General features: G+C 43.9%; 15 protein-coding genes, 1 pseudogene and 1 riboswitch. Of the genes and pseudogenes, 9 read left to right on the forward strand and 7 right to left on the reverse strand.

Translation table 11 applies throughout. The features are described from left to right. Positions 1-302 precede the first annotated feature (302 nt). On the forward strand, positions 303-2,090 hold the full coding sequence (locus tag L865_RS0104305) for a flavocytochrome c (RefSeq protein ID WP_028772098.1): 1,788 nt from the start codon (positions 303-305) through the stop codon (positions 2,088-2,090). 198 nt (positions 2,091-2,288) lie between these two features. Here L865_RS0104305 and L865_RS0104310 read toward each other — a convergent pair whose 3' ends face one another. Continuing rightward, on the reverse strand, positions 2,289-3,278 hold the full coding sequence (locus L865_RS0104310) for a class 1 fructose-bisphosphatase (protein WP_028772099.1): 990 nt from the start codon (positions 3,276-3,278) through the stop codon (positions 2,289-2,291). A 262-nt stretch (positions 3,279-3,540) separates the two neighbouring features. On the opposite strand from L865_RS0104310, the gene L865_RS0104315 reads away from it, so the two are divergent. Then, positions 3,541-5,790 carry a S9 family peptidase gene (locus L865_RS0104315; RefSeq protein ID WP_028772100.1) on the forward strand — a complete coding sequence of 750 codons (2,250 nt, stop codon included), beginning with the start codon at positions 3,541-3,543 and terminating at the stop codon, positions 5,788-5,790. A gap of 130 nt (positions 5,791-5,920) precedes the next feature. On the opposite strand, the gene arcA is transcribed toward L865_RS0104315, so the two are convergent. Continuing rightward, positions 5,921-6,640, reverse strand: coding sequence for a two-component system response regulator ArcA (arcA, locus tag L865_RS0104320; RefSeq protein ID WP_028772101.1), 720 nt, complete (start codon positions 6,638-6,640; stop codon positions 5,921-5,923). Between the two features lie 578 nt (positions 6,641-7,218). Here arcA and L865_RS0104325 point away from each other — a divergent pair. From L865_RS0104325 to L865_RS0104340, 4 genes and pseudogenes are all read left to right on the forward strand, one after another. After that, the gene (locus tag L865_RS0104325) at positions 7,219-7,647 is read left to right on the forward strand and encodes a DUF3293 domain-containing protein (protein ID WP_028772102.1); all 429 of its coding nucleotides are present in this window, start codon (positions 7,219-7,221) and stop codon (positions 7,645-7,647) included. Between the two features lie 143 nt (positions 7,648-7,790). After that, positions 7,791-7,969, forward strand: a riboswitch (Lysine riboswitch). A 132-nt stretch (positions 7,970-8,101) separates the two neighbouring features. Continuing rightward, positions 8,102-9,481 carry a lysine-sensitive aspartokinase 3 gene (gene lysC, locus L865_RS0104330; RefSeq protein ID WP_028772103.1) on the forward strand — a complete coding sequence of 460 codons (1,380 nt, stop codon included), beginning with the start codon at positions 8,102-8,104 and terminating at the stop codon, positions 9,479-9,481. A 3-nt stretch (positions 9,482-9,484) separates the two neighbouring features. Next, positions 9,485-10,592: pseudogene (locus L865_RS23120) on the forward strand (succinylglutamate desuccinylase/aspartoacylase family protein). A 360-nt stretch (positions 10,593-10,952) separates the two neighbouring features. Then, complete coding sequence (locus L865_RS0104340) at positions 10,953-14,753, forward strand: S8 family serine peptidase (protein WP_028772104.1); 3,801 nt, start codon at positions 10,953-10,955, stop codon at positions 14,751-14,753. Positions 14,754-14,839: 86 nt separating this feature from the next. On the opposite strand, the gene asnC is transcribed toward L865_RS0104340, so the two are convergent. Both asnC and rluA read right to left on the reverse strand, forming a co-directional pair. After that, complete coding sequence (gene asnC, locus L865_RS0104345) at positions 14,840-15,301, reverse strand: transcriptional regulator AsnC (RefSeq protein WP_028772105.1); 462 nt, start codon at positions 15,299-15,301, stop codon at positions 14,840-14,842. A 136-nt stretch (positions 15,302-15,437) separates the two neighbouring features. Next, positions 15,438-16,115: a bifunctional tRNA pseudouridine(32) synthase/23S rRNA pseudouridine(746) synthase RluA gene (gene rluA / locus L865_RS0104350; RefSeq protein ID WP_028772106.1), complete on the reverse strand. Its 678-nt coding sequence runs from the start codon at positions 16,113-16,115 to the stop codon at positions 15,438-15,440. 191 nt (positions 16,116-16,306) lie between these two features. Between rluA and L865_RS0104355 the strand changes: the two genes are divergently transcribed. Next, complete coding sequence (locus L865_RS0104355; protein WP_028772107.1) at positions 16,307-18,445, forward strand: winged helix-turn-helix domain-containing protein; 2,139 nt, start codon at positions 16,307-16,309, stop codon at positions 18,443-18,445. Positions 18,446-18,874: 429 nt separating this feature from the next. After that, positions 18,875-19,126 carry a hypothetical protein gene (locus tag L865_RS0104360; RefSeq protein WP_028772108.1) on the forward strand — a complete coding sequence of 84 codons (252 nt, stop codon included), beginning with the start codon at positions 18,875-18,877 and terminating at the stop codon, positions 19,124-19,126. A 541-nt stretch (positions 19,127-19,667) separates the two neighbouring features. Here the strand turns inward: L865_RS0104360 and L865_RS0104365 are convergent. From L865_RS0104365 to L865_RS0104375, 3 genes are read right to left on the reverse strand one after another with little or no spacing between them, the layout of a single operon-like run. Then, a complete protein-coding gene (locus L865_RS0104365; RefSeq protein ID WP_028772109.1) occupies positions 19,668-19,961 on the reverse strand; it encodes a hypothetical protein in 294 nt (97 codons plus the stop codon). Positions 19,962-19,994: 33 nt separating this feature from the next. Then, positions 19,995-20,555 (reverse strand): class I SAM-dependent methyltransferase, encoded by a 561-nt coding sequence (locus L865_RS0104370; protein ID WP_245608390.1) that lies wholly within the window; start codon positions 20,553-20,555, stop codon positions 19,995-19,997. Next, positions 20,515-20,925, reverse strand: a complete 411-nt coding sequence (locus tag L865_RS0104375) for a hypothetical protein (RefSeq protein ID WP_028772111.1) — start codon at positions 20,923-20,925, stop codon at positions 20,515-20,517. Before L865_RS0104375 ends, L865_RS0104370 begins: the two co-directional genes overlap by 41 nt. 238 nt (positions 20,926-21,163) lie before the next feature. On the opposite strand from L865_RS0104375, the gene L865_RS0104380 reads away from it, so the two are divergent. Then, positions 21,164-21,901: a dienelactone hydrolase family protein gene (locus tag L865_RS0104380; protein ID WP_028772112.1), complete on the forward strand. Its 738-nt coding sequence runs from the start codon at positions 21,164-21,166 to the stop codon at positions 21,899-21,901. Positions 21,902-21,958 lie beyond the last annotated feature (57 nt).

Genomic DNA, 21,958 nt, shown 5'->3' on the forward strand with positions numbered 1-21,958 from the left:
CAGCCAATGGTGATGGTTTGCAAGAGTATAGACATTGTGATCGCTTTCAACCGTCATTATGCATTTTTGCATAACTGCGCGTATTCCCATGCAAGATTGCATAGCGGTTTTTTCAGCTTGTGATTGAGGCTTCATATCCCACTTGAGTTAATTGTTGCTAAGCCAGCTTTAAGCAATGATTAATCCAGAGCAATGAAATGGTCCAGTTGATGGACATCATTCAGTGTGAAGCCTGAATAAACGATAAAGCATCTCTTGGCAGCGGCCAATGACGGCCAGAAGCAGAGAGACTGGGAGCAAAAATGAAAAAAGTAAAATTAGCGGTCTATATAGCAGCACTATTGGGTAGTGCTGGTATCGCAGCAAACGCAACTGCAGCAGACAACTTGGCCGACTTCCATGGTGAAAACATGGAATGTGAAAGCTGTCATACGCCAGATGGTGAACTGTCTAACGATAACCTAAGCCATGAAAATGCACAGTGCGTTTCTTGTCATGGGACGATGGAAGAAGTTGCTGAGCAAACCCAGCATGACCACTATAACGCCCATGATTCTCATTTCCCTGGCGATATTGCTTGTACCTCTTGTCACAGTGCGCATGAAAAATCGATGGTGTATTGCGACTCTTGCCACAGTTTTGATTTCGACATGCCTTACACTAAAAAATGGCAGCGTGACGAACCGACAATTGCAGAGCTAGCGAAAGATAAGTCTGACCGCGAAGCAGCACTTGCGGCCGCTCCTCGTGACACCGTTGATGTTGTGGTTGTTGGCTCTGGTGGCGCAGGTTTCTCTGCAGCAGTTGCAGCTCATGACGAAGGCGCTAAAGTTATTCTGATTGAAAAAGAGCCTGTTATCGGCGGTAATGCCAAGCTAGCAGCGGGCGGCATGAATGCGGCTTGGACCGATCAGCAAAAAGCCAAAGGCATTGAAGATAGTGTTGAATCAATGCGTAAAGACACCATGAAAGGCGGCCGTGACCTAAACGATCCTGCCTTGGTTGATGTTTTAGTTACTCACTCTAAAGGTTCTGTAGATTGGATGACTAAGATGGGCGCAGACCTTACCGATATCGGTCGTATGGGCGGCGCTTCAGCTAACCGTTCACATCGCCCAACTGGCGGTGCAGGTGTCGGTGCTCATGTTATCCAAGTGCTTTATGATAATGCCAAAGAGCGCAACATCGACATGCGCATGAATACCCGTGGTATTGAGATCCTGCAAGATAATGACGGCAAAGTGACCGGTATCTTAGTTAAAGGCATGTACACAGGATACTACTGGGTCAAAGCGGATGCTGTCGTGTTAGCGACAGGTGGTTTTGGTAAGAATAATGACCGTGTGGCCAAGCTTGATCCTAAATTAAAAGGCTTTGTATCAACCAACCAACCAGGTGCAACCGGTGATGGTATTGACGTGGCGGGTAATGCAGGTGCTGCAATGCAGGATCTACAATATATTCAAGCTCATCCAACGCTATCGGTTAAAGGTGGGGTGATGGTGACTGAAGCGGTACGTGGTAATGGTGCCATTTTGGTTAACCGTGAAGGCAAGCGCTTTGTTAATGAAATCACCACTCGTGATAAAGCGGCTGCGGCCATTTTGCAACAAACGGGCAAGACAGCCTACTTAATCTTTGACGATTCAGTACGTAAGTCACTGAAGAAAATTGATAAGTACATTGGCCTTGGTGTGGTGCCGTCTGCCGAGTCGCCAGAGAAGCTTGGTAAAATTGAAAACATCGATGGTAAGGCATTAGCGGAAGCGATTGCACGTTATAACGGCTTTGTTAAAGCGGGTAAAGATACAGATTTTGAACGTCCTAATCTGCCACGCGCCCTAAACGAAGGTAACTACTACGCCATTGAAGTCACACCGGGTGTTCACCACACTATGGGTGGGGTGAAAATCGATTCTAAAGCGGAAATCATCAATGCCAAACAGCAAGTGATTCCAGGCCTATACGGTGCCGGTGAAGTGACTGGTGGTGTTCATGGTGCTAACCGACTTGGTGGTAACGCGATTTCCGACATCATTACCTTTGGTAAAGTTGCGGGTGAAGAAGCGGCTAAGTATTCAACCAAATAAGAACTGGTTGCTAAGTAAGAGGACTTATACAAATCAGAGTACTCTCCTTAACTAGCATGTTTAATAAGTTCGTCTTAGGTAAAGACAAGCGGTGCTAAGCATCGCTAACCCAAGCCACAGTGTTATTACTGTGGCTTTTTTTACGCAATAAAAAAACGCCACACTAAGTGGCGTTTATGTATCAGCGTATATCACTATTTATAGGCTTGGCTCTTCACTGTAATCTTGGCCGTGATACTCCAAGCACATATCAACTTCGTTAGCAGAGCCTAAGATCACTGCGACACGTTGATGAATTTCAGTGGGTTGAATGTCCAAAATCGTTTCATAACCGGTTGAAGCCTTACCGCCTGCTTGTTCCACCAAGAATGCCATTGGGTTTGCTTCATACATTAACCGTAACTTGTATGGTTTTTCAGGGTTTTTGTTGTCTGTTGGGTAGGTAAAAATACCGCCGCGCGACAGTACGCGATGCACATCACCCACCATAGCGGCAATCCAACGCATGTTGAATGACTTTTCACGTGGGCCAATCTTACCTAGCAATAGATCGCTGATGTAAGTTTGCATTGGGGCTTCCCAAAAACGTTGATTTGACATGTTAATGGCAAACTCACCCGTGTCTTTGCTAATGGCCATAGCGCCATCGGTTAGCAAGAACTCGTTGGTTTCTGGGTTTAGGGTAAATAACTGTACGCCTTTACCTGTGGTGAGTGCCAACATGGTTGATGGACCATAAAGTACATAACCTGCAGCCACTTGATTACGACCAGCTTGTAAGAAGCTTTGCTCTGTTAACTCACCCTCAGTCGCAGGTAGCACTGAAAAAATGGTACCGACCAGCGAGTTGATGTCGATGTTCGATGAGCCATCTAATGGGTCGAAACACACTAAAAATTCGCCATTGGCATCCGCTTCAACTACATAGTCTTCTTCTTCAGACGCGATACCACGAACCGTGCCGTCAGCTTGTAACGCATCTTTAAGCATGTCATTGGTGATGATATCGAGCTTTTTCTGGGTTTCACCCTGAACGTTTTCTTGCTCAGTCGCGCCCAAAACACCGGCTAATGCGCCGTGGCGTACTGCATGACTAATCTCTTTTGAGGTGTTAGCTAGGGTCAGAATAAGTTTTTCAAGAGTAGGAGAAATTGCTTGTGAGGTCAGATTTTCAGCCAGAGTTTGCATCTTGTTTCCTATTTCATTGCCGAGCGAGCTCAGCGTGAGATCTTATGGGGTAGCGACGTGACACCTTGATCACCGAGTAGGTATTAACGGTGGCTATCTCGTCTAGTGCATTATTTATAATTTGGCGCTGATTATATCTGAATTTATAACAAGTTTCAGTGACAACAATAGTGCGATGATTGTTTTAGTTTTGTGAAGCTTTAAGGCACAATGGCGCAGATGTTGTAACGTTTATCAGTTCACTTACGTCCAGGACACAATAATGACAAAAAAATGGATGAGTTTAGCCCTAATGGCGGTGCCTATGCTTTTATCTCAGTCTTGCAGTGCGCTTAGCACGCAATCTACATCTGTTGGTGGCCAAACGCCGCTAACCATAGAACGTTTATATGATTCGCCTGCTTTAGCTGGCAGTAGCCCTAGAGGGTTAAAGCTATCGCCTGATGGCAAGCTGGTGACCTATCTAGCTGGCCGTGCTGATGACCAACACTTTTACGATCTTTGGCAGATGGATGTGGCAACGGGTCAACAAAGTCGTTTGCTTGATGCACAAAAGCTCACCATTGCTGAGCTATCTGATGAAGAGAAGGCAAGGCGTGAACGTCAACGTATTTATGGCCAGGGGATCATGGAATACTTTTGGTCTGACGATGGCCAAACGATTCTAATCCCAGCCAGTGGCAACTTGTATTTATTTGCAATCGATTCTGGCAAAGTTACCCAGCTTGCCATTGGCGAAGGGTTTGCAACAGATGCGCGCTTGTCGCCTAAAGGACATTATGTCTCCTTCGTTCGTGAGCAAAACCTGTATGTATTAGATCTTGCCAACAACCAATTGACGGCAATGACCACTGACGGTGGTGGCGCGATTAAGAATGCAATGGCGGAGTTTGTCGCTCAAGAAGAGATGGGCCGCATGACAGGTTACTGGTGGGCACCGGATGAATCTGCAATTGCCTACACCCGAGTTGATGAGTCAGGGGTAGAATTGGTCACGCGTAATGAAATATACGCTGATGGCATTAAACTGACTGAGCAGCGCTACCCTTATGCGGGTAAAACCAATGTTACCGTGCAATTGGGCGTTGTTAACCTGGCTTCAAAGCAGACACAATGGGTCGACCTTGGTGCCGACAAGGACATCTATTTGCCGAGAGTTAAATGGCTGCCAAATAGCCAGCAGCTATCTTTTCAATGGCAAAGCCGCGATCAAAAAGCCTTAGATCTACGGGTTGTGGATCTAGCAGATATTAAGCAAAGTCGCGATTTAGTCAAAGAGCGTAGCCGTGCGTGGATAAACCTCAATGACGATTTGCATTTTTTAAAGAAAACCGAGCAGTTTATTTGGGCGTCGGAGCGCGATGGTTTTAATCATCTTTATCTATTTAATTTAGATGGCAGCTTGGCCAAACAGCTAACCCAAGGTGAGTGGGCCGTTGATGCCGTCTCTTTTATTGATGAGACCAATCAGTGGTTATATTTCACTGGCCGTAAAACCAAGGTCACCGAAAGACACCTTTATCGAGTGCCACTTGGAGGTGGTGATGTCGAGCAGTTAAGTTCGCGCAGTGGTATGCATATGCCAGTGTTTGCCGATAACCAAGCAATCTATTTAGACTATTTCAATAGCTTGTCACAGCCTCCGCAAATCAGCTTGCATGATGAACAGGGTGAACGTTTAGCTTGGGTGGAAGAGAATGCCATCAACAAGACTCATCCACTCTATCCCTATTTTGGTTTGTGGCAGCAACCGGAGTTTGGCGAGATTAAAGCTGAGGATGGCCAAGCACTGCAATATCGCCTATTTAAGCCAACTAACTTTGATGCAAGTCAGCGTTACCCTGTGGTAGTGCGAGTGTATGGCGGCCCGCATGCACAGTTAGTAGTGAACAGTTGGAGCGAGCATGACTACTTTACACAATACTTATTGCAACAAGGTTATGTTGTTTTTCAGCTAGACAATCGTGGCTCAGCGCATCGTGGCACTCGGTTTGAGTTTGTTATTCATGAGCACTTAGGCGAAGTTGAGGTTAATGATCAGAAAGCCGGTGTCGATTTCTTGCGTACTCAGTCATTTGTTGATGGCGAGAATATTGCGTTATATGGCCATAGCTATGGCGGTTATATGGCCTTAATGGGATTGTTTAAAGCGCCTACGCATTTCAAAGCGGCTATTTCTGGTGCGCCAGTAACCGACTGGGCATTGTATGATACGCACTATACTGAGCGATATTTAGGTCACCCGCAAACCAATGCTCAAGGCTATGAGGCGAGCAGCGTATTCCCCTATGTGAAAAACTATCAGTCGGGACTGTTGATGTATCATGGCATGGCTGATGATAATGTCTTGTTTGAAAATAGCACTCGGGTGTACAAAGCCCTGCAAGATGAAGGTAAGCTATTTCAATTGATTGACTACCCGGGGTCGAAACACTCAATGCGTGGTCATAAGGTACGCACCCATTTGTATCGCTCCTTAGCAGACTTTTTAGATAGGCAGCTAAAACCTTAGTGCAAGCTAACCGCGCGAGATAATGCCCTAGAAGCAGCAATTGCCGATTGTTATAGGCAATCCTCATCAAATCGCAGCCACAAAAAAAGCCAGTCTTTAGACTGGCTTTTTAGTTATCTTACTGAGTAACTTAAACTTCTTCTAAGTTACCGCAGAAACGATAGCCTTCACCGTGAATAGTCGCGATGATTTCTGGCGTATCAGGCAAGCTTTCAAAGTGCTTACGGATACGACGGATAGTCACGTCAACAGTGCGGTCATGTGGCTTAAGTTCGCGGCCAGTCATTTTCATGAGTAGGTCAGCACGAGTTAAGATTTTGCCAGGGTTCTCAACAAAGTGCAGCATCGCGCGGAATTCGCTACGTGGCAATTTGTAAGATTCGCCTTGTGGGCTAACTAGAGAGCGGCTGTTAATTTCTAAGCTCCAACCGTTGAAACGGTAGAACTCAACTGCGCTTTTCTCTTCTGATTCAGTACCAGTGCTATTGACTCGCGTCAGTAGGTTGCGTGCACGGATAGTCAACTCACGTGGGTTGAATGGTTTAGTGATGTAGTCATCAGCACCAATTTCAAGACCTAAGATCTTGTCAACTTTGTTATCACGACCCGTTAGGAAGATTAGGCCGATGTTGTTGATCTCACGTAGTTCACGCGCAAGTAACAGACCATTTTTACCCGGTAGATTGATATCCATCACTACCAAGTTGATCTTGTTTTCTTGCATTGCTTTATGCATCTCTGCGCCATCATTAGCTTCTGATACCACATATCCTTCTGCTTCAAAAATACTTCTTAGCGTGTTTCTGGTAACGGCTTCATCTTCAACGATCAGAATGTGCGGGTTTTGCATATTAAAGTACCTAATATTTGTTCAAATCTGTTCTAACCATGAGCGCGTGCTACGGCTGCGCCCCATCTCATCTACTGACAATTACTGATCCACGTCGGTGCTCTCAAAAACTAGCCTGAAACAGCAACACACTTCATGATTAGTAAAGTATGCGTATCTCTATATTTTTAGGAAACGCGAACTGTATTCACTTCGATTAACAATAGTAGAGATTAGTTCCCCCTACTAGTTAATTATTTTTAAGCTTTAAATGTGCTGGCTGGTCACGCCGACATTTTATACAGGAAGTTGGTTTGCTCGTTACTTGCGTGTCAGTCAGTCGAAGTAACTAAGTGCGGTGCATCTTATTGTTCTAAAATGCTAACCAACGGTGCTTATTGTACTCGTTTTAGGCATTTGTTAACAAATGAAATGTTAACAAATTTACTTTGGGTTTTGAGCTATATCACACGACTTGACCTAAGTTATTGATTTTTAACATTCATAAAAAAATCATTTTGGTGAACGGGATCACACCTGTAAGATAGCTAGCAGTATTTGCTATAATATTTCGAATCGAATATTGGAGCTTGACGGCAATGAGCACGGATAATCACCCCCTTTGGCAATGTTATCAGCAGACCCAATTCTTATTTACTCAATCACTTTCTCCCACTTTATCTTTCGCTATTATTACTGCCCACAATCCACAGGGTGAAATATTGAGCGCCAGTCAAAATCGCTTATTAGATCGAAAGCTACAAGGTGAGATTGAGAAAATGGGTCTACCTTATCGGGCGATGGTGGGGACTTCGTCGGATCGGCGCCATATGGAAAAGAGTTGGGCTGTGGCGATAGATAAACCAGCGGCGATTGCATTAGGTTTAGCTTTTAAACAAAATGCCATCTATTTTGTTGAAAATGACACTTTACGTTTAGTTCCATGCTTGTTGAAGCATGACGAGACGGCGATAGGGCGCTTTTCTAGTCGGGTTAATTTAGTCAGTGAACTGCCAGAATCTTGCTAGCTAGCTTCAGTTTTCATTTCATTTTCAGCCTTAATGGCGCGGTGATACGATTAAATCAACAAAACTCAGTGTTTTCTGGTTTGTAGCGTTGACAGTATTTAGTCAAATTTGTTAGTTTTGCGTCATTGGTATGGAAAACATACCAATACAGAAGAGGAGCGTTAACTAGGTAGTAAGCTTGAGGGGGGCCAACCCCGACGACAGTTTATGAGGGAGATTAGCGCCGAGGTATTGTCATTGTGTTTGGCTCACAGCAATATCGGTCGATTGGGTTGAATCCTAACGATTGTCACCTGTTTTTTGGTGGAGAGCTTCTGGTGACGATCGCTTTTCCCTATCTTAAGGGTGTGTAATCTTTACACCAGGCTCTTCGAACGAAGTAAGTTCGGAGCGTAAATATGTTAATCAATTCTTATGTTGTAGCCTTTTCTCAATTTAGTTCAGAGGAAAGCTAATGTCTGTTATTGCCCAATCTGTTGTGAATGAAATTGTTGTTGCCAAATTTGGTGGCACTTCTGTGGCTGATTATGCTGCCATGAATCGTTGCGCAGATATCATTCTGGCTAATCCCAATACCCGCGTTGTGGTGGTCAGTGCATCAAGCGGTGTCACTAACTTGCTGGTTGAGCTAACTCAAGCCACATTAGAAGAAGATAGACGCAAGCAAGTGATTAAAGAAATTGCGTCTATTCAGTACCGTATTTTGGATGACCTAGGTCGGCCGCAGGATGTCGCAGCACGTATAGATAGTGTACTAAGCCAAATTGACAACCTCAGTGAGCAGTTAGTGCTTAATCGCAGCAAACAGATTATGGACGAGTTATTGGCACAAGGTGAGCAATGCTCATCTGCTTTGTTTGCCGCTGTACTGCGCGAGAAAGGTGAATCAGCAGCTGCATTTGATGTTCGCCAAGTACTGAGAACCGACAGTCATTTTGGCAAGGCTGAGCCGCAAGTTGAAACGATTGCTCAGTTGGTAGAAGGTCAACTGCTGCCATTACTGGCAAGTCAGCGTATTGTTACTCAAGGCTTTATTGGTGCCGATGAAGCAGGTAAAACTACCACATTGGGTCGCGGCGGTAGCGATTATTCTGCCGCATTATTGGCAGAGGCATTGCGGGCCAACGCGGTAGAAATTTGGACCGATGTGGCCGGTATCTACACAACCGATCCTCGTTTAGCACCTAACGCTCGTCCTATTGCAGAAATTAGCTTTAATGAAGCGGCCGAAATGGCGACCTTTGGCGCCAAGGTTCTACACCCAGCAACAATTTTGCCGGCGGTAAGACAAAAAATTCAGGTTTTTGTCGGTTCAAGTAAAGAGCCTGAGCGCGGCGGCACCTGGATTCGTCATCAAGTCAGTGATGAACCTGTTTACCGTGCCGTGGCCGTTAGACGTGATCAGACGCTGTTAAACTTGCATAGTTTGCAGATGCTACATGCCCAAGGCTTCTTAGCTGAAACCTTTGCGACTTTAGCTAAGCATAAAATCAGTGTCGATTTGATTACCACGTCAGAAGTTAACGTATCACTTACCCTGGACAAAACCGGCTCAGACTCTGCGGGCAATGGTCTACTGAGCGAGTCACTGCTGCAGGAGTTATCTCAGCATTGCCGAGTGAGAGTGGAAGATGACTTAGCCTTAGTGGCTATCGTAGGCAATAAAATTGCCTCCACAGCCGGTGTTTGTCGACGCGTGTTTGAAGTATTGGAAACCCATAATGTACGCATGATATGCCAAGGCGCTAGTCCGCATAATTTATGTGTCTTAGTGGCCGAATCGGAAGCGGCTCAAGTGGTTCAAGCATTGCACCAAAATCTATTTGAAGGATAAAACATGTCATTTACTCAGTCATCATTGAAAGTCGGCGAATTAGCCACGGGCCATGAATTGAATGTGCCCATTTTCCGCTTTCGCGGTACTGATGTAGAAGCGCCACGTGTTTATATTCAAGCCAATGTTCACGGTGCCGAAGTGCAGGGCAACGCGGTTATTTATCAGTTAATGCAACGCCTAGAGACTGCAAACGTGTTAGGTGACGTGGTACTTGTCCCTTTGGCTAACCCGCTAGGTATTAATCAAAAGAGTGGTGAATTTACACTCGGTCGGTTTGATCCGATCACCGGGGTGAACTGGAATCGGGAGTATTTTGACCATAAGGTAGACGTTGAGGCTTGGTATGCTCAGCATCACCATCTAGACGATACTGCGCTGACGCATGCATTTCGCACCCATTTGATTGCGGCTTGTCAGGCTCGTCTTGATGGCGAGTGGGGGATCACTAGCGGTCATCAACTTGCGGTTAGTTTACAAAAAATGGCTCATGATGCCGATATTGTGCTGGATCTGCACACTGGGCCTAAATCATGCAAACATTTGTATTGTCCGACTTATGCTTATGAGCTTGCGAAACAATTCTCTATTCCTTATACCTTGATAATCCCCAATGATTTTGGTGGCGCGATGGACGAGTCTATCTTTTGTCCATGGTGGCAACTCAGTGAGCACATGGCGACCCAGGGGGCGTAGTTTTGCGGTAGCGGTTGATGCCTTTACTTTAGAGCTTGGAAGCCAAGAGCATATTGATCTTGAAGATGCAAAACAGGACGCGCATGGCATCATGGCTTACCTGAGTGCAAAAGGGGTGATTGGTGAGCAAGTTTTACCGGCAGAGATGCCGCGTTTTGGCTGTTATTTGAAAGATTATAAAAAGTACCATGCGCCGTTAGGTGGCATGGTGGAATATAAAGCAACATTGGGTGAGAAACTGAGTGCAGGCCAGCCACTGGCCAACATTCTGCGCTTAGATAAATACGGTAGTGATCAGGTGTTAACGCCACTGACCTTGCCCCAAGACTGCGTACCTATTTTGCACTTTGCTTCGGCATCGGTTTATCAAGGCACTGAACTTTATAAAGTGATGACCAATGTGTTTGAGCTGTGAGCTGTTAAATATTGTGAACAGTGCGAAAAATATACTCTGCTGTTGCAATTAGTAATAATTAATTCTTTTTTGATTAGGCTAGCGCTAAGCGCCAGTACGGCTATAGTCTCTCATAGTTGAGTAACAGTTTCTTTACACTTTTGTTGTGCTTAATAAGGATTATCGGTTTAAAGTGTAACCCGTCTATTTCTTGTTTGTTTTTTTATTGTTTCTTTTGTGTTAATAATATCGGTTCGTTAGTCATTTGTACTAATGAACCTTTTTTAGCTTGGTGAATCTTCTGGGAAGGGAGTGGCTGAGTTAGGTGTTGTTCAGGAAGTTATATAACAAAAGCACAGCAAAGTGTTAAGGAATTGACAAGTGAAAACTCAAATCGCTATAGCAGTATCGACTGCAATAATAAGCATGTCTGCGACTGCGGCTGCAACGAGTAGCCCAAACGTAGTATTGTCTAAGCCAGCCGGGGTAAGTGCACACATACCAGTCGTTGATTCTAAAATTAAAGTACAGAATCATGTCGTTCGAACCAATGCGGTATTCACGCCGGAAGCGGATTTAGGTGATGGTGTATATCGCTACTTTATTCGTTTGAATGAGAGCCCGGTTGCCCTTTACCAAGGTGGTATCGAAGGCTACAAGGCAACTTCAACTGACGTGGTATCAAGCCAGAGTAGAAAGTTAGATGTTAACAGTGCAGCAGTTAAATCTTACCGCTCTTTCCTTAACTCTCGCCAAAACAATGTCATTCAAAAAGCAACATCGATTCTCGGTGAGCTAGATATCAAACAACAAACCACACTTGCCTACAACGGTATGGTGGTTGAAATGACGCAAGCGCAAGCAGCCAAACTAGCGAAAGTGGCTGGTATAGCGCAAATTCAGCGCGAAGTTTTACGTAAGCCGACTACTGATTCGGGCCCTGCAATAATCAAAGCACCTTCAGTCTGGAGTGGCGATGCAACAGGAGTTGCTAGTCAAGGTGAAGGTATGATTGTCGGTATCATTGATACTGGTATTAATAGCGACCACCCTTCATTTGCCGATATTGGCGGTGATGAGTATGACCATACTAACCCTTGGGGTGAAGGGGTATACTCTGGTGATTGTGCAATGAACTACCCAGAGCTATGTAACGATAAGCTCATTGGTGTTCACAGCTGGCCAGCAATCACAGACAGATATTTAGATTATGATTTAGATGTGCCGCCAAATGGTGAAGACCATAACGGTCATGGTTCTCATACTGCCGGTACTTCGGCAGGTAACGTATTGATGAACGTCAATGTGCCAAACGTAGACGGTGAAGATACTGGGGTTGTTTTTGATAATGTTTCTGGTGTCGCACCGCATGCTAATATCGTATCCTATCAGGTTTGTTTACCTGGTGAAAATGATGCCATTCGTTTCTCAGGCTGCTTTCCATCATTGACGGTTCTTGCTGTTGAGCACGCTATTGAAAATGGTGTTGATGCACTGAACTATTCAATTGGTGGTGGTTCGAGTAACCCGTGGAATGATGCGGATGCTTTGGCTTTCTTATCTGCGCGTAAAGCGGGTATACATGTCGCTACATCTGCAGGTAATGATGGCCCAGGTCCTGAGACTGTTGGCTCACCAGGTGATGCACCTTGGTTAAGTACCGTCGCGGCTTATACGCATGATCGTGATTTCGCGGACAAAACCATTAGCGGTTTCACCGGCGGTGATACTGAAGCTCCTGGTGAATTAACCGGTAAAGCAATGACTGGCGAACTTGCTGGTGCCATTGTTTATGCTGGTGATTTTGTAAATGCAAACGATCCCGATAACGACCCAGCGCAATGTTTACAACCGTTCCCTGAAAATACCTTTGCCGAAAACACAATCGTTATGTGTGATCGTGGTGCGATTGCACGTGTAGATAAAGGCCGCAATGTACTAGCCGGCGGTGCTGCAGGTTTAGTACTAGGTAATTTGCAAGGCGGAGCAACAAGTGTTGTTGCCGATGCACATGTGCTACCAGCCATCCATATTGATGCGGACCAAGGTGATCTACTGCGTACTTGGCTTGCAAGTGGTGAAGGCCATATGGCTAGCATTTCAGGTACCGAAGTGATTCAAGATGAAGATTTAGCGCGCGTAGCGGCTGGCTTCACTTCACGTGGTCCAAATAAATCCGTGCCTGATGTGATTGCACCTTCAATTGCAGCTCCCGGTGTCAGCATTTTTGCTGCTTATGCAGATGATCAATCTGACGCATTTAAAGAAAATCCAGATCCAAGTGATTATGGTTTCTTAAGCGGAACATCTATGGCGAGTCCACATGTAGCGGGTGCATTGACTCTACTTGCTAGTATTCACCCTGAGTGGACACCAGCTGAGGTTCAATCTGCGTTAATGTTGACAGCAGACCAAGATACCTTCAAAGAAGATGGTGTAACACCGTCTGACTTTTTTGATATGGGTGCTGGTTATGCCAACGTAGAAGCAGCAGCGAAAACTGGTCTGGTTATGGATGAGACTTACGTTAACTACGTAAAAGCTGATCCTGGATTAGGTGGGAAGCCTTCGGCCATTAACCTGCCGACAATGGCAGACTCTAAGTGTGTAGGTACTTGTACTTGGACTCGTACTGTTAAAGCCACGCAAGATGGTAGCTGGACTGCCAGCACTATGGGTGTAGCGGACGGTCTATCTATTACAGTATCGCCAGCTGAGTTTGAGTTGGTCGCCGGTGCGAGCCAAGAGCTTACTATTACAGCAGATGTGAGCGGTGCAGATGCTGGTTGGAACTTTGCCAATGTTAAACTTGAAGCTGATGGTTTACCAGAAGTTAAGTTACCAGTGGCAGTTAAAGCCAGTGGAAATAACTTGCCAACGAGTTTTGAGATCACAGCAGGTCGTTCTGAAGGTAGCATGACCTACACTGGTATGGTGTCTAGTGAACTGACAGATATTACAGCAGGTGTTTATGATAAGAAGTCTGATCTTATTGAACCTGCTACGTTGAATGTACCAGACGGTGGTTTTGACTACATCGCTCTAGAATTCCCATTCATGCCGAATGTGGTTTTCTCTACAGCATCAGCTACGGCACCAGATGTCGACTTACGTATTCTGGATGCAAACTTTGCCAATATCGGTAGTAGTGGTGGCCCTAATTCAGATGAAGAAGTGGCATTTACTAACCTGCCAGCCGGTGTTTACTATATTGTTGTAGATGCATATACACCTTCAGCTCCTGGTGCAACAGATGAAGTAACGGTACGTATTACTTCGATTTTAACTGACGAAGATTCACTCAGTAGTGATTTAATGGTTGATGTTACTGAAGAAGGTGGAGAGTTTTCTCTAACTTTCGATTGGGATACTGATACAAACTCTGTTGGTATTGTGGCGTTAGAATCAGCTGATGGTAGCGCGATGTTGCAAGTTCCATACAGCATCGTTCGTAAAGATGATGTCACACTAATGGCTAGCCTTTCTGAGGAAATGGTTGCTGGCGAAGCAACGCCAATTAGTTTTGATATTGAGCCAAACTATAGCGGAGCTGATAGAGAATACACTTTCACTGCTCAAATCTCTGAGGGTCATAAGGTTGAGAATATTTCCCATGACGGAAGCCATGAAGGAAATACAATCACTTGGAATGTAACGCAACCAACTGACACCGGTGAAGTCATGTCAGTCGGGTTTGACTTTATTCCAACTCGTGCTGGTGATGCTTATGCTATGAAGTTCACTAACACTCATGGTGATGACACTGTTGAAGAGATGATGAAGTTTGGTGTTATGGAAGTCGCGCCTGTTGCTATGATGGATATGCCTGCAACTGCACATGATGATGGCAATGTTACTATCAGTGGCGCAGCTTCATACGATGGCAACGATGACGCGTTAACCTATACATGGACTCAAACGGGTGGTGTGCCAGTTGGTTTCACTAACGGCGGTGATTCAATCACGTTTGCAGCACCAGATGTTGATGCGGATGGCACTATCTTATCGTTTGAATTAATGGTTGCTGGCGGTAATGGTAATAGTGACTCGACTTCAGCATCGATGACTATTACAGACGCTCCAGTAGTAGAGACCAATAACAGCGATGATGGTGGCTCTACTGGATGGATGACTACATTGTTATTGCCATTAGTTTGGTTACGCCGCAAGCTTAAAGCTTAATATCCAACCGCTAATAAAAAGGCTAACGTAAGTTAGCCTTTTTTTTCGCCAATTACTTTGAGTCATGCGTTTTTGGACAGTAATGTTTAAGGCTTTACTGCTCGAACGATTGGGTTTTGTAGGCTTATCAATGTTTCTGTTGATTGAATTTCATCAATCGATTGGATTCGATTGATGAGCACATGCTGCAGGCCATCAATTGACTGGCACATGACTTTGACAAATACACTATAATTCCCAGTTGTGTAATAAGCTTCGGTCACTTCCTCTAATGCATTTAACTTGGCTAAAGCCGCCGGGTAATCGCCGGCACTTTTTAAGTTTATTCCAATAAAACAGCAAACATCATAGCCTAATGCCTTGGGGTTCACCGTTATTTGCGCACCAGTGATAATACCCGCTTGTTTCATCTTCTCTACTCGAACATGGATGGTCCCAGCACTGACGCCGAATCGTTTAGCCAGTTCGGCGAATGGTGTCCTAGCCTCTTCCATTAGTGCTGACAAAATCTGATTATCTAGCTGATCTCGCTGAAATGATGTTTCCATAGTAATTTAGTTATTAATAAATTGACTTATAGGTTAATTTACCCAATTGGCTGTAGTTAATCTAATTGAATGTTCAAAATAATGAGAAAACAGCGTTTTGAGGTGAAATTTTGATAAGCCTAACTCGATAAAGCTGCTATTGGTCTTTAAGCAGCTGAGTAAATGGGATATCTGTGGAAAAGGTTAGGGTCTCACCACTAAAGGGTTGCTTAACTGTCAAAGATTGAGCGTGTAATTGCAGGCGTGGTGATAATCCCTTAGCTAAAGGGTCAGCATAAAAGTTGTCACCAAGAATAGGGTGGCCAAGTGCCATCATATGCACTCTTAGTTGGTGAGAACGGCCAGTAATAGGGGTCAGTTTAACTAAGGTCGAGCGCTGACCATAGCTAATCACTTCATAGTGCGTAGTAGAGGACTTACCGTTAATGTGGTCGACTTTTTGTTTTGGACGATTAGGCCAATCACAAATAAGTGGTAGTTCTATACTACCGTTTTGTTGTTTAACGTGACCGGCAACCCGTGCGTAATAGGTTTTCTGGGTTTCACGCTCACTAAATTGGCGCTTTAATTCTCGTTCAGCACTGCGTCTAAGCGCAACAACAATGATGCCAGAGGTCGACATGTCTAATCGATGGACGACCTGTGCATTGGGGTGCGTTTCGAGAACGCGTTGATAAAGACTATCTTTATGTTCTGCCGCTCGACCAGGAACTGAGAGTAAGCCAGAGGGTTTATTAAGCACTATGATATCTTTATCTTGATACAGTATTTCAAGCCAAGGAGTAGTTGGTGGGCGGTAGATAAAGTCTGTCATAGTAGTTTGCTGTTGAAATAATCGGCTGCCAAGATACTTACAAAGTTTTCTCTATGCAAGTAGTGAATTATATTGTGTTGTGAAAGGAAATCGTAAAAGCATGTGAATAATACGCATCCTCTATTGATTTCATAGGTTTATATTGCTCTATTAGTCATATTAGCTAGATACATATTAATAAATGGCGCCCCATGTTACCCGAAAAGCGTTTCTTACTGTCAGATCGTCTTGTTGATCCTAATCATTGCACTATCTCTTTTGCAGATGCGGTCAACAAAATAGAACTGCGTGCAATGCAGGTATTGCTGTGCTTGATTGAGCATGCCGGCAAACCTGTTAGTCGTGATATGTTGATCGAAACTGTGTGGCGAGGTGGGCATATCTCTGACAATGCCATTAACCGCATTATTGGTCTTCTGCGCAATCAACTTGGTGATAATGCCAAATCTCCCCAGTTCATAAAAACCGTTCCGAAAGTCGGCTATGTTTTGATTTGCCATGTCAGTGAGGTCGAGGAAACTGAAAAAGAACGAGTGCTTACTAAGCTTTCACAAAAGGAGTCACAACATAGCCACGTAAAGAGCTGGAAGAATCGTGTATTTTTTTCGTTATATCAACATACAAGCCTCTATGTTGGCTTGTTAGCCGCATTTGTAATATCTATCGTATATGTACTTGCAAGTATGCCGCCGAGCTCAATGCCCCCAGTCGTTGCGAAAGTTTTACCTTTGACTTTTTTGGAGGGGCAGGAATTTGCCCCATCTCTATCACCGGATGGTGAGTTTTTAGTTTTTTCCCATAGAACGGAAGAGCAAGTCGATTGGCGTTTGGGGTTGATGAATATGAATAGCAGAGAAATCAGCTTTTTATCAGGTACCTTTGAGAATGCAAATTATCCTTCTTTTAGCCCAGATGGAAAAAATGTCGCCTATATAGGGTTCAATTCCTCCGGGGAATGTGAAATCCGCATAGTCGCTATTGAGAATGGATACTTTGCAGAATCGAGAACTGTTACTCAATGCAAACAAAACTCTGTGGGTTCAAGCATTGCTTGGCACCCTTCAGGCATGAGCCTTTATTACACCGATGAAGATGCTTCAAATAAGCATATGTCGGCTAAACTGGTATTTTCTATATCAATTAACGGTAAGGATAAGCGGCAATTAAGTCAGCCATTTAATGTGGGTCGTGGAGATTATGCGATATCGGTTTCGCCAGATGGAAAAAAACTTGCGGTAATACGTAATGTAAAGTGGTTTCAGAGTGTGGTGATGTTGTTCTCTTTAGATAAAGGTAGTTGGGAAACGTTATTTACGGTGGATTACCCTCTTAATAGTATTATGTGGGGTAGCAATAGCGATACGTTGACTTATAGGTCTATGTCGGGCCATTTAAACCAGTTTGATTTAAATACCAAAGAGGACGTTGAGGTGGCATTGGTTTCTCAGAGGATATCAAGACCCATGTCTAATCTTATGGGTGAGGTAGTTGCTGTCGCTGGAAACTATTACTCTTCTGAAATCTGGAAGATTGACAACCCTTTTAAAGCTCTGAATGACCAAATAACGAGTGCACGTTTTATATATTCGAGTAGCAGTGATAGTGGCGGGGTAGCTAGCTCAAAAGGCGATATTGCTTTTTTGTCTAGTCGAAGCGGGATACCGCAAGTATGGTTGAAAAGACAAAGCGGTAGTGAGGTACAGATCAGTAATTTTGAGCGATACGGTATTATCAGACAGATAGGTTTTTCTAATGAAAGTAATAGATTACTGGGGACCTTCAATTCTGAAGTTTTTATCTATGATTTTGACTCTAAAAAGCTGAATTTTGTAAAAGGGTTAGATAATGTTTTTGGAGTTTCATGGGGAGAGTTTGATTCGCAGATTATTGTTTCTCGAGAGAATATTGGCAATTGGTCATTGGAGATTTTTGACATTGAAGAAAATAAAGTTGTACGGGCACTTTCTGAAGATGGTATTTATGGGCGGTATGATCCAGAATCAAACAGCTATTTTTATAATGAGAAAAATGATAATAGCCTTTGGCAGCTTAAAGGTGACGAAAAAAAATTAGTTCACCCCGACTTCAAAATAACTCACGCAACTTCTTGGTTAGTTAATCATCAGGCTGTTTATAGAGTCAACGCCACATTGAGTGGTTCAGTTATTCAACGATTAGATTTTGAAACGGGTGAGATACAATCTATTGATTTGGCCAGCGAGCCCTTTCAAATGAATGGGCTGTCGGTTACTTCAGATGGAGGAATCCTGGTAAATAAGGTGTCTATGGGAGCAATGGATGTAGTTGGAATAGAATTTGGAGGCTCTTAAGTAATTGTTTTTATTGTTTATCACTTTTTTATCACTTTTGCGTTATGGCTCGAGGTCGAATCGAACGTTAGTTTTTGTTGCAGACGGGTTAATTAAGTGCTTTTTAATTAACACACGGCACAATGAACTTTACCCTGGGTTCATTAATGCCAGACAATGAATCTACAGGCTCCTGCAGTATCTGGTCCATACTGTTGAAATTAGAGTATTGCTCCTAGCTCTCTAATATCGTTTGTAGTGAAATTTTGTCTAGCCCCAAAAGCTGATAAGTGTCGCACTTATTAACCTGTCTCCAAATTCATTAATGGCTTTGTATTTTTTGTCCCTTATTGATGAGAAAAACTAAGCTAACTAAATCAGAATGTTTGCTTTATTTATTTGTTTCAGTAGCAAAGATTCTTAAAAATAGAGAGAATAATAGAGGTTAATATGACTAATTCAATAATGGTTTTTTTGAAAATCACAGGGCTAGCTCTTGTATTCTCTGCAGCGAATGCATCTCCGGAACATGTCGCTACATTAGATGAGAATATAGACGTTGAGGCATCTAGCTTTATACACAAGCAATTGGAGGATAAGTTTAGCTTAAACTCTCCTAAAGATGATGGACCTGTAATATTACATTGTAAACCTTGGCCTGAATGTGAGCTTCATCAGCCACAAACATCTTTTACCTACTAGGATTTAGTTAATACAGATTTTGAGTGAAATTTGTCGTTGCCATCCTTGCTTTAAATGGCTTTAAAAATTTGACTATATTTAATTAATTGTTGCGTATGGCTTTTAGTTTTACATGTAGTCAGGATATTTTTATCTCCCTTCAGACAAGGGCGTGCCACCTAAGTGGGCATGCTCTTTTTTTTATTGAGCATTGGCTTCAATGACCATCCTACCCATGTAACGATGTGATTTATATAAAGGCATCTTGGTTTGGGGAGGTGATATCTGTTGCTGTGGTTTACAGATTCAGCGCATTTGAGCACATGACATGTCAAGGTTCATCGATTCGAGGGGAAGACCTTCTATTACTGATGTGCCTAAAGCGGTTTAGCTGTTATTGCGCCAATTAAAGGTGGCTTTGACGATGAATTGAAAAGCACTGTGACTTTGTCTCAGTGCTTTTTTTGTAGGCCTTTTTTATGTATGTAGCGATTGGCGACTTATCTGTATCAATCAAGCTTCACTCTAGATTTTTAAATGTGGAGTGCATTGGCGTGCTTAGTTATGAAAAAGCGGTGCCATTGCTGTTCATAATCGCGAAGGTCCATACGACAAATGATAGGCACAGGTGTATGAGAGCGTAGGTCGCTTGATCGAGGCGATCCATTCCGTCCTTTGCATGCCAAATAAGTTGTAGATGAAGTAAGATAACTAGCGGAAACAACATAAACAACGGATAGAGTGCAAACGGACTAGCATCGCCAAGTAAAGGGCGAGTAATGAGTGTCCATAACACCATAAATGCGGTGATTAATGGCGGTGCGGCGAGACGATACTGTTCTGGATAGGGAAACACGGCTAATTCCTTCTGTTCATGTCCGCGGCTAAATCAAATTGTAGGCTTTTTAGTAATTAACTGAGCTTTATAACAAGGAATTAATTGCGTGCCTACATTGCCTTCAAAATAGTGGAAAGCGTGCCATTGAGCAAACCTATTTTGGAGTTCTAGTGGATTTAACAGGAAATTAGGGTTTTTGGGGCGGCCGACTTCAGCTTGCTGGCTGATGAATGTTTCGTAGTATAGCGTGCCTCCCGGTTTGAGACTGTTGGCTATATCGTCAAGAATTGGCCGATGTAAATAGTTAAACACCAGTACAATATCAAATGTAGCCGTTGGCAGCTTATTGCTATTACCATCTTCTAAATCAATAGCCACTAACTCGAATTGGGTACCGGCGTTTGACTGCTTCTGCTCAAGCAATCCATCGAGATTTCTGTCCATGTAGGTTACATGGCAGCCTTGTTGCTCAAACCACAACCCATTGCGACCACTGCCGCAGGCTAGGTCCAGCACCTTAGTACCTGGTGCTAACTTAACGCTGTTTTGAGTGATTAGAGCTGAAGCTTGACTAGCCTTTAATCTCTTTTCTTCCATCAATTCGTCTTCCATGTATTACCGAAAAGTGCCGTAACCCTGCGGGACCGTGGGATACTATGACAGACAACAATAACACAGCCACTAGAATCTCTGGCTTATATTCGGCAAATGGAATGAATAGGGTGAGTAGCACTAACTTGAATAAGGTCAATACCCCTTTTAGTTGGATTAACCAGCGCCAGTCGCGGATGATTTCCCATAGCATCAATAAGCTACCTGTTGTCATGGCTGCGCACCAATAAAATATCCATTCTGATTGGGGGACCTGTAGCAGTATGCCACCGCCTGCGCCAGTAACACCGAGAATATGAATGGCGCGTAAGCTGGTTTTACCTAAACGCTGAGCCCAAAATTGTGCTTCAGATAGAGTTTTTTTAGCCATGGTGAAGATAGTTTTTACATTTGTTAGCAGCTTAGCAGGATTACCATCGTGTTGCAGTGGCGTCAGATCATATCTTCAGGAATTAATCGATTGGCTAGCGGCGTATAACCCAAATGCGTACAGCAATTGTCGACATCATTGTTTCAGCAAATGATGACAGTGTTGCGGTGGAATAACCTGACATCGGTTGCGTTGACTGGTAAATTAGCCGTAGTCTGATTATTAAGGAACACGCACTATGATGGTAAAACAGGAAGTTCATGATATTTCAACGCCTACCGGGACGATGCGTACCTATTTGTATCGCCCAGATTGTACAGGTCAGTTTTCTACCATTATTTTTTATTCTGAGATTTTTCAGCAAACCGCCCCAATTTCACGCGCTGCGAGCATATTAGCTGGTCACGGATTTGTTGTGTTAGTGCCCGAGGTGTTTCATGAGCTAAATCCAATCGGTACCGTACTTGCCTATGATGATGCTGGCAAAGATAAAGGCAATAGCGATAAATTCACCAAGCCATTAGAGCACCATGATTCAGATACCCAAGCATTAGTCGAGTTTGCCCAAGCACAAACGTTCTGTACGCCACATGTTGGGGTGATGGGAGTTTGCATAGGTGGGCATTTAGCATATCGAGCAGCGCTAAACAGTAATGTACTTGGGGCATTTTGTTTATATGCCACCGATATCCATTCTAATACTCTTCCCTGCGAAGAAGGCAATGATTCGTTAACTCGTACTGCTGATATCGAGGCTGAATCAGTCATGGTGTTTGGCAAACAAGATCCGCATGTTTCTGCTGAAGGTCGCAAATTGATATTTAACCAGCTTGAGCAGACCAAAAGGCGTTTTACTTGGCTTGAGGTCAATGCTCAGCACGCGTTTATGCGTGATGAAGGAGAGCGTTACGATCCTGCTTTGGCACTGCAAATGTATCTGCAGGCCGTGAGCTTTTTCCAACGCACCTTGCGTTAACTTGACCCAGCCCGCGGGAAAAAACTTGCAGTCTTGTATCCCGCTTCTCTGCACGGG

This window comes from Shewanella waksmanii ATCC BAA-643, from assembly GCF_000518805.1.
Lineage (GTDB): Bacteria > Pseudomonadota > Gammaproteobacteria > Enterobacterales > Shewanellaceae > Shewanella > Shewanella waksmanii.

Coding starts and splice junctions, on each gene's coding strand:
- asnC (WP_028772105.1), bottom strand. CDS start 15,301: ATGGAAACATCATTTCAGCGAGATCAGCTAGATAATCAGATTTTGTCA.
- L865_RS0104355 (WP_028772107.1), top strand. CDS start 16,307: ATGTTACCCGAAAAGCGTTTCTTACTGTCAGATCGTCTTGTTGATCCT.
- rluA (WP_028772106.1), bottom strand. CDS start 16,115: ATGACAGACTTTATCTACCGCCCACCAACTACTCCTTGGCTTGAAATA.
- L865_RS0104360 (WP_028772108.1), top strand. CDS start 18,875: ATGACTAATTCAATAATGGTTTTTTTGAAAATCACAGGGCTAGCTCTT.
- lysC (WP_028772103.1), top strand. CDS start 8,102: ATGTCTGTTATTGCCCAATCTGTTGTGAATGAAATTGTTGTTGCCAAA.
- L865_RS0104325 (WP_028772102.1), top strand. CDS start 7,219: ATGAGCACGGATAATCACCCCCTTTGGCAATGTTATCAGCAGACCCAA.
- arcA (WP_028772101.1), bottom strand. CDS start 6,640: ATGCAAAACCCGCACATTCTGATCGTTGAAGATGAAGCCGTTACCAGA.
- L865_RS0104375 (WP_028772111.1), bottom strand. CDS start 20,925: ATGGCTAAAAAAACTCTATCTGAAGCACAATTTTGGGCTCAGCGTTTA.
- L865_RS0104315 (WP_028772100.1), top strand. CDS start 3,541: ATGACAAAAAAATGGATGAGTTTAGCCCTAATGGCGGTGCCTATGCTT.
- L865_RS0104370 (WP_245608390.1), bottom strand. CDS start 20,555: ATGGAAGACGAATTGATGGAAGAAAAGAGATTAAAGGCTAGTCAAGCT.
- L865_RS0104310 (WP_028772099.1), bottom strand. CDS start 3,278: ATGCAAACTCTGGCTGAAAATCTGACCTCACAAGCAATTTCTCCTACT.
- L865_RS0104305 (WP_028772098.1), top strand. CDS start 303: ATGAAAAAAGTAAAATTAGCGGTCTATATAGCAGCACTATTGGGTAGT.
- L865_RS0104380 (WP_028772112.1), top strand. CDS start 21,164: ATGATGGTAAAACAGGAAGTTCATGATATTTCAACGCCTACCGGGACG.